The sequence below is a fragment of the Photorhabdus africana genome, from assembly GCF_035181445.1.
Taxonomy (GTDB): domain Bacteria; phylum Pseudomonadota; class Gammaproteobacteria; order Enterobacterales; family Enterobacteriaceae; genus Photorhabdus; species Photorhabdus laumondii.
Map to the genome: position 1 here is coordinate 1 of NZ_JAXBVE010000300.1, position 223 is coordinate 223.

Annotated in this window: 1 protein-coding gene; it reads right to left on the reverse strand. The window is 55.6% G+C overall.

Annotated features, from left to right (window positions below; translation table 11 throughout):
• A partial coding sequence (locus SLS51_RS24985) for an ImcF-related family protein (RefSeq protein WP_323840922.1) occupies window positions 1-223 on the reverse strand: 223 nt, incomplete at both ends.

The following is a 223-nucleotide window of genomic DNA, read 5'->3' on the forward strand; positions in this document are numbered from 1 at the left end:
CATGGCCGCGCGCCAGGTGGCGGTGTAGTCCCCCAGGTACTGCTCGGTGATTTGTCGCTGGATTTCCTGCCGGTCCGTGTCGCTGTATTGCACGTTGTGTGACAGGTTCAGCACCCAGCTGTCCATGACGGTGAGGTCGATCAGCTGGTCGTCCTGTTTGACGAAATAGTTGTTGAGGCCGTTTATCGTCAGGAACTGCGGGATAATCAGTTGCTTGTCATTA